Origin of the sequence: Bacillus cereus group sp. N6 (assembly GCF_016483705.1) — a bacterium.
Taxonomy (GTDB): domain Bacteria; phylum Bacillota; class Bacilli; order Bacillales; family Bacillaceae_G; genus Bacillus_A; species Bacillus_A wiedmannii.
In genome coordinates, this window is record NZ_JAEHBI010000229.1 from 1 (window position 1) to 383 (window position 383).

Genomic DNA, 383 nt, shown 5'->3' on the forward strand with positions numbered 1-383 from the left:
CTGAAAACGTGTTAGTTTTGGGTTTTGGCAAAAAAGATTGCCGCCTTTTCTTACGATTAGTCAATATATATTTTTAAGTTTTTATGGAGGGAATATCTTAAAGTACAGGTATCTATTATCAGGCATACAAAATACCCCTAATATAAATTCATTTTTTTACTAGGGAAATAGTATGGTATGATGAATGCAGCTATGATATTAGGCCGTTAACCGATAATCATAGTGTATATTATGTGTAATAAGGTAGAAAAGGAGCTTCAATAACTTATTTACACATGCAATGGACGCAACTTTGTGACGTTTGTTATAAGGTTGCGTTTTTAATTTATCATAATACTCAACAATATGATTCCGTCCATGGCGCCGTTGTTTAAGCATGTTTT

General features: G+C 32.1%; 1 pseudogene. It reads right to left on the reverse strand.

The window, feature by feature from the left end:
- Window positions 1-198 precede the first annotated feature (198 nt).
- Window positions 199-383, reverse strand: a pseudogene (locus tag JDS99_RS31765) (IS110 family RNA-guided transposase); the annotation flags it as partial.